We start from the raw sequence: 6,000 nt of genomic DNA on the forward strand, positions 1-6,000 counted from the left end.
CGAACTCCCCATCAAAAGCCACGATTAGGCAAGAAAAGACACGGGGTATTGGCTACAAAGCCAATACCCCCCTGCACACAGCCATACAACAAGAAAAGCCCTGAACCCCTACGGGCTCAAGGCTTTCTCGTGTACTTTCCCAGTACTTTCATGGTGGAGATAAGCGGGATCGAACCGCTGACCTCTTGAATGCCATTCAAGCGCTCTCCCAGCTGAGCTATACCCCCAGATGTGGGAAAGAACGTTTATTTAGTTTTGTTGAGGGGTGCTGTTACACGCTTGTACCGCGCTCCCAGCTGAGCTATACCCCCATATAACCGGAAACCCTTGATTTTACTGAGTTTCCGGGGTTTTGATTAAATTGTCATTTCCTCGCGTTGAGGGGTCGTCACATACGGTTGCTGGCGCTCCCAGCTGAGCTATACCCCCAAATGTGTTTGTTCACCGACGGAACAGGTTATATTTTACCAGCTTTGATTCCCATTGTCAAGTTCTTTTTTATCTTTTTTTACTTTAGGAAAAATACATACCAAGACTCCGTGTCCAAACACCTTTCTATCAATGGCGCATCAAAAGGAATGCAATCAGCAATGGAACACAGGCAACAGCCACCGTGCAGAGACTTAAAAAGCTGCTGCACCATGCACCCAACGCCGCACCACCAATGAAAAACAGAATGATTCCACCGTACTGTGCGGCCCGCAAAAGTTGATCCTTCTCCCCAGTACGGATAAACTGATACAGACGCTCCGTGCCGCTACGCAGATTACCGGTACACATGGTGGTAGCAAAGGCATTACCGCGGACCTTTCGGAAGCTCTCTACCTGTATGGCACATACAAATGAGACCATGATATTTGCCAGTGCATTCAACTGCTGCGGAAGAAAAGCCACCAGCGCCAACAGGATAATTTCCAAACAAACTGTAACCTGTCGCCAATGAACGACACGTGCTTCCTTCAATCGTTCTTTGATACACTCAGCGGCGATCACACCAGCTGCAAATGCCAGGATGGGCAGCAAATAATGTAGCACACCGCTCCAGTCCCCTTCCACTGCCCGCACACCTAACAAAACAATGTTACCTGTCTGTGCATTGGCAAATACGCCGCCCCTCATCAAATAGGTATAGGCATCCAGCAGGCCACCTGCTACCGCCAACAGCGCACCGATCCGAAATCGTTCCGATGTCTGCAACCCCTTGGCCGTCTCCATGTTCATGTTCCTCCGCTTTCGGGTTCATTGCTTTTAATGGGAAATGGCCGCCCACAGGCGGCCATTTCCCGTTTCAAATTCAGAAGGGCAAGTTCAGGCCGCCGGTCAGCTGCTGCATGGAAGAGGCAGAGTCGTTCTCCGCCGCACGCAGCGCCTCATTCACGGCTGCCACAATCATATCCTGCAGCATCTCCACATCCTCAGGATCTACCGCATCGGGGTCAATAGTAACACTCTCCAGCACGCGCTTGCCGGTCACAGTGGCGCTGACCGCACCACCGCCGGCTGCCGCAGTGTAGGTCTTGGTCTCCAGCTCCTGCTGCATCTTCATCATATCCTGCTGCATCTTCTGGACCTGCTTCATCATGTTCATGTTCATGCCGCCGCCCATGCCGCCAAATCCGCGGCTGTTAAATCCCTTTGCCATAGGTCGCAACTCCTTTATTCTTCAATAATAATGTTGTCAAACTGCTGGCCCATTGCCAACAGATCATCCAGATTATCATGCTCGGCTGGCTGTTGTGCCGCCGGAGCTGTTTTTGGCGGTGCACCCACCTTTACAGTACACCGTACAGCCCGGCCAGTCTGCGCAGCAGCCAGCTTTTCCAACGCTTCCAGCACTGCAGAAGTGCCCACCATGTTTTTGGTAAAATCCGTATCCACCCACAGCGTTAACACACTGTCTTCCAGCAGGCCCTGTACTGCGGACGGATTGCTGAGAAACGGATAGACTGCCGGGAACTTTCCCCGAAGCCCAGCCACCAGCCCTGGCCACAAATCACCAGATAACGCCGCCATAACCGGGGTATCGGCAGGCTTCTTCTCCACCCGAGAAACAGGCGCTGGGGCAGGCTCCGATTCTGCTTGATAAGCGATACGCTCCCCGGGTTCCTCTGGCAGCGGGGGGCGCTCCTCTTCCCAGGGTGGGGTATCTTTCTGACTGCTCCGGCTATCCGGCACCTTTTTCTGCGGTACAGGCGGTACCGCACAGGCGGTAGGTATCCCACCTGCCAGTAGTTCCTCTACTCTGGACAGACGGGCATTGATTCCCGCCATACTCTCATCCAGCACCGGATCACAGAGACGGATCAGACAGAGCTCAGCATCTGTGCGGCGGTTGCCGCTGCGGGACAGGTCAGCAATGGTAGACTGGAGCACACCCAGCATCTGGGCCAGCCGGGGCGTTTGAAACAGATTGGACAGCCGCCGCATGGTATTCTCATCGTAGCCACCAGTCAGCAGTGCTGCTCCACCCTTGGGGGCCGTCTTTCGTACCAGAAGATCCCTTGTCAGGGCAGACAGCTCACCCAGCAGGCTCCCTACTTCCTTGCCGGCACCATACAGTCTAGCCAGGGTCTCCAGGGCAGCAGCGGTATCACCGGCTCCGATCTGCTCCATCAGGTGGGCTGTCTCCAGGTTCCCAGCCAACCCCAAGGCGTCCAGCACCTCCTGAACACCGATAGGGCCGTCCGGTATCGCGCACTGGTCTAGCAGGGACAGGGCGTCACGCAGTCCACCGTCCGCCAGCCGGGCCAGTAATTCCGCACCCTCTCCTCTCAGCTCCAGACCCTCTTGGCGCGCCACATAGGCCAGCCGGGCGGCGATATCGCCGGGCAGAATGCGCTTGAAGGAGAACTGCTGACAGCGGGACTTGATGGTAGCCGGCACTTTATGCAGCTCCGTAGTGGCCAAAATAAACATCAGATGGGCAGGAGGCTCTTCCAGGATCTTCAGCAACGCGTTGAATGCCGCGGTAGAGAGCATATGGACCTCGTCCACAATGTACACCCGTTTCCGCACCGCCGCTGGAGTATATACCGCCTCATCCCGCAGGGCACGAACCTGGTCCACGCCGTTGTTGGAGGCCGCATCCAGCTCCAATACATCCAAAATAGAGCCGTTCGCAATGCCCAGGCAGGACGGGCACTGGTTGCAGGGGTTCCCGTTGACCGGGTGCTCACAGTTGACCGCCCGGGACAGGATTTTGGCACAGGTAGTCTTGCCTGTGCCTCTGGTACCTGTAAACAAATAGGCGTGAGAGAGTCGTCCGGTCTCCACCTGCCGCTTCAACGTATCGGTGATATGGGCCTGACCCACCACGTCGTCAAAGGTACGGGGCCGCCATTTTCGGTATAAAGCCTGATACACGCCGGTCACCTCGTCATAAAAGTGAAAAAGAGGGGCGGAGGATGCGGAAAGCCGCGTCGCTTCGCCCCTCCTTGTACATCCGGTTCATGGCAAGACCGCACACCGACCTTTGGAATCAGCGCTATGCCCGTTACCCTGGCAGCCGGCTCAGGAGCGGGAACCCCGCGGCACAGATCGCGGTCCGCTTAGTGCTGCTCGGTTCCCCGCCTGACACGGTTCACGGGGCGACCTTGCGCGGGACCGATCCATCATCACTACTTACCGGGGTCAGACGACACAACGCAGATCCGGGGGCCGGGATTCATCCCTGCTGTAGCGGGTTGCAGGTACAGGGCACCGCTAACTCCCCGACTAGTGCGGCCTTGCCTTGGACCGGACGCATCAGCGCCGTCCGCTGGAAGGCTGTATTTGATATCATACATCATTTCCGACCATTTATCAATATCACTTTTTAGTTTTTTTCAAAAACCTCTTTACAACCGGTTTAATTATGCTATAATACTGGAGTGTTGAGTAAATACACTTTAATAATATGGGCCTATAGCTCAGCTGGGAGAGCAAAGGCGACATAACACGGGCCCAGGCACTCCAACAGATTGCACAATCTAAGTGGGTAAGATTTATTCAAACTAAACAAAGACGGGCTCGTAGCTCAGTTGGGAGCGCAAAGGGTTCGGTTTTCTGCCACATCTATAATTTCATATCGCTTTATTCTTCTGTTCCGCTTTTGGAACTGTTGATTTGGGCCCGTAGCTCAGTCTGGGAGAGCGTACGGTTCGCATCCGTAAGGTCGAGGGTTCGATCCCCTTCGGGTCCACCACACTCGGGAGATCTCGTTTTGAGATCTCCCGAGTTTTTTATACTTTCAGGATGCACGATAGTACACACTCTTGTCCCCTTCGGGATACAGGAAGTCGAAGAACTGTGTGACGCTGATTTTAAATTCCACTTCGATTTCAAAATCCTTTCCGATATTCACCCGCTCAATGAGCTGCCGCAGGATCATCTTCTTTCCCTCAATGCTGCTGCCCGCATACAGGTCGGCCCAGGACATAATCTTGTCATACTCCTTTTGGACGGCAACGGCAGAGTTCTTCAGATCAGCCGCTTTTTCTTTGGCCTGTTCCAATTCCTGTGTCAGTGCCGCCAGTTTGCTTCGGGTATCCTCTATCATCTCACCGAGGATGTCCGCCCCAAAACTGCCAGTCCCGTTGATGGTCTTGATGATTTCTTTCTTGTAGCTTTCCAGCTCCCGTTCTGCGGCGGCATGGAGTTTCTCCAGATTGGCTACTGAACTGTTTGCCAGTTGGAGTTCCTTCTCACGCTGTTTTTGAATGAGCTGGCTCCTGGGTGCAGTCTTCATCCGCTCAAAGAGTTGGATGACGATCTTATCAATAATGCCGTCCAGTTTCTCGCCAGAGTATCCGGTCTGACCGTCACAGTCCTGAGGATGGCGGATCTTGTAGTGGCAGGCGTAGCGGATACGGGTTTCCCGTTTGGGCTCACCCTTGGCGCGTCTTCCACTGCTGGTGGTCAGCACCAGCTTAGAACCGCAGTGGGCACAGTAGACCATCCCTGAGAGCAGCGCCTTCCCCTTGGAGTTAAAGGGCACCTCATTGTGGTGCATTGTCCTGGCTTCCATCAACTCCTGTGCCCGCTCATACAGATCCAGAGGAACGATTTGCAGCTCCGGAAAGATTTCTGAGCGTGTTTCCCCACTGCGCAGGATTCCCACATACATGATGTTCTTCAGCATTTTGATGATGGTGGTATTGGCGAAGTTGGTCCCCTTTCGATTGAGATAGCCGTTGTTATATAACCACCGGGACAACCGCTGTGCGCCGAACCCCTCATAGACATATTTTTCAAAGATGATGCGCACCACCGCAGCTTCATCCGGGTCAACCAGAATCTCGTTGACTTCGTGATTCTTTTTATTGAAGCGCCCCTGCTTTTCCAGGCGGTATCCATAGGGGACGATCCCGCCCCGGAACCTCCCCTCCTGCACAATTTGCGAAAGGCGTGTCTTTGTTCGGGCAGAGGTTTTGAGGCTCTCGCCGGAGGCCTGCCAGTAACGGATATAGTTCAGCAGTTTGTCGATATGATCATCCATCTTCTGCTGCCCTTCCATTGCGCTCCACACTTCGATTCCGTTGCGGATGAACCACTCTACTACGAAGGGTGTCTCATCGTCCCGCCGCCCCAGGCGGTCGAACATGAACACCAGCAGGATGTCAAACTTCCGTTCCTCAGCGTCCTGGCGGATCTCTTGAATCGCGTCGCGGTCAGCGGCAGCCACCTTGAAACCCGAGACACCTTTTTCCGCAAATTCTTTGATGATCGTCCATCCCTGGCTTTCCGCAAATTCACGGCAGTATTGTTTCTGCATCGGGATATCATCTTTTTCTACCTGTCCTTTGGTAGAGACTCGATAGAGGCAATATACTCTCTTGTTTTTTTCCATGATTGCACCTTGTCCTTTCTGGTGTAGGACTGCGGTGCATATGGTTTGCTGTTCATTCAGTTTTCAACGCCTCATGAAATGCCATCACAGCTGAGAATGAAAATATAGTCTGTGCGTTAACCGAAGGATTTGCTAAACTGAATACAGCAGGCGTAGTCCGGTTGCACCTTGGT

At 53.8% G+C, this 6,000-nt stretch carries 4 protein-coding genes, 2 tRNA genes and 1 other RNA gene; 1 reads left to right on the forward strand and 6 read right to left on the reverse strand.

Going from position 1 to position 6,000, the window contains the following annotated elements; translation table 11 throughout:
• Positions 1-151: 151 nt before the first annotated feature.
• From B5G40_RS11015 to ffs, 5 genes are all read right to left on the reverse strand, one after another.
• Positions 152-227 (reverse strand) — tRNA-Ala (locus B5G40_RS11015).
• A 331-nt stretch (positions 228-558) separates the two neighbouring features.
• The gene (locus B5G40_RS11020; RefSeq protein ID WP_242959399.1) at positions 559-1,215 is read right to left on the reverse strand and encodes a YoaK family protein; all 657 of its coding nucleotides are present in this window, start codon (positions 1,213-1,215) and stop codon (positions 559-561) included.
• A 79-nt stretch (positions 1,216-1,294) separates the two neighbouring features.
• Positions 1,295-1,642, reverse strand: coding sequence for a YbaB/EbfC family nucleoid-associated protein (locus B5G40_RS11025; protein WP_087187190.1), 348 nt, complete (start codon positions 1,640-1,642; stop codon positions 1,295-1,297).
• A gap of 14 nt (positions 1,643-1,656) precedes the next feature.
• A complete protein-coding gene (gene dnaX / locus B5G40_RS11030) occupies positions 1,657-3,363 on the reverse strand; it encodes a DNA polymerase III subunit gamma/tau (RefSeq protein ID WP_087399643.1) in 1,707 nt (568 codons plus the stop codon).
• A gap of 95 nt (positions 3,364-3,458) precedes the next feature.
• An RNA gene (ffs, locus tag B5G40_RS11035) (signal recognition particle sRNA large type) lies at positions 3,459-3,723 on the reverse strand.
• 383 nt (positions 3,724-4,106) lie between these two features.
• Here ffs and B5G40_RS11040 point away from each other — a divergent pair.
• A tRNA-Ala gene (locus B5G40_RS11040) sits at positions 4,107-4,183 on the forward strand.
• Between the two features lie 45 nt (positions 4,184-4,228).
• Here B5G40_RS11040 and B5G40_RS11045 read toward each other — a convergent pair.
• Entirely contained in the window at positions 4,229-5,752 is a 1,524-nt protein-coding gene (locus tag B5G40_RS11045) for a recombinase family protein (RefSeq protein WP_158099521.1), read from the reverse strand.
• Positions 5,753-6,000: the final 248 nt, after the last annotated feature.

Origin of the sequence: Flavonifractor sp. An9, assembly GCF_002161245.1 — a bacterium.
Taxonomy (GTDB): domain Bacteria; phylum Bacillota; class Clostridia; order Oscillospirales; family Oscillospiraceae; genus Flavonifractor; species Flavonifractor avicola.

What these genes read in the sequence shown, in the direction of transcription:
- B5G40_RS11045 (WP_158099521.1), bottom strand. Translation starts at nt 5,752, where the DNA reads ATGCAGAAACAATACTGCCGTGAATTTGCGGAAAGCCAGGGATGGACG.
- B5G40_RS11020 (WP_242959399.1), bottom strand. Translation starts at nt 1,215, where the DNA reads ATGGAGACGGCCAAGGGGTTGCAGACATCGGAACGATTTCGGATCGGT.
- B5G40_RS11025 (WP_087187190.1), bottom strand. Translation starts at nt 1,642, where the DNA reads ATGGCAAAGGGATTTAACAGCCGCGGATTTGGCGGCATGGGCGGCGGC.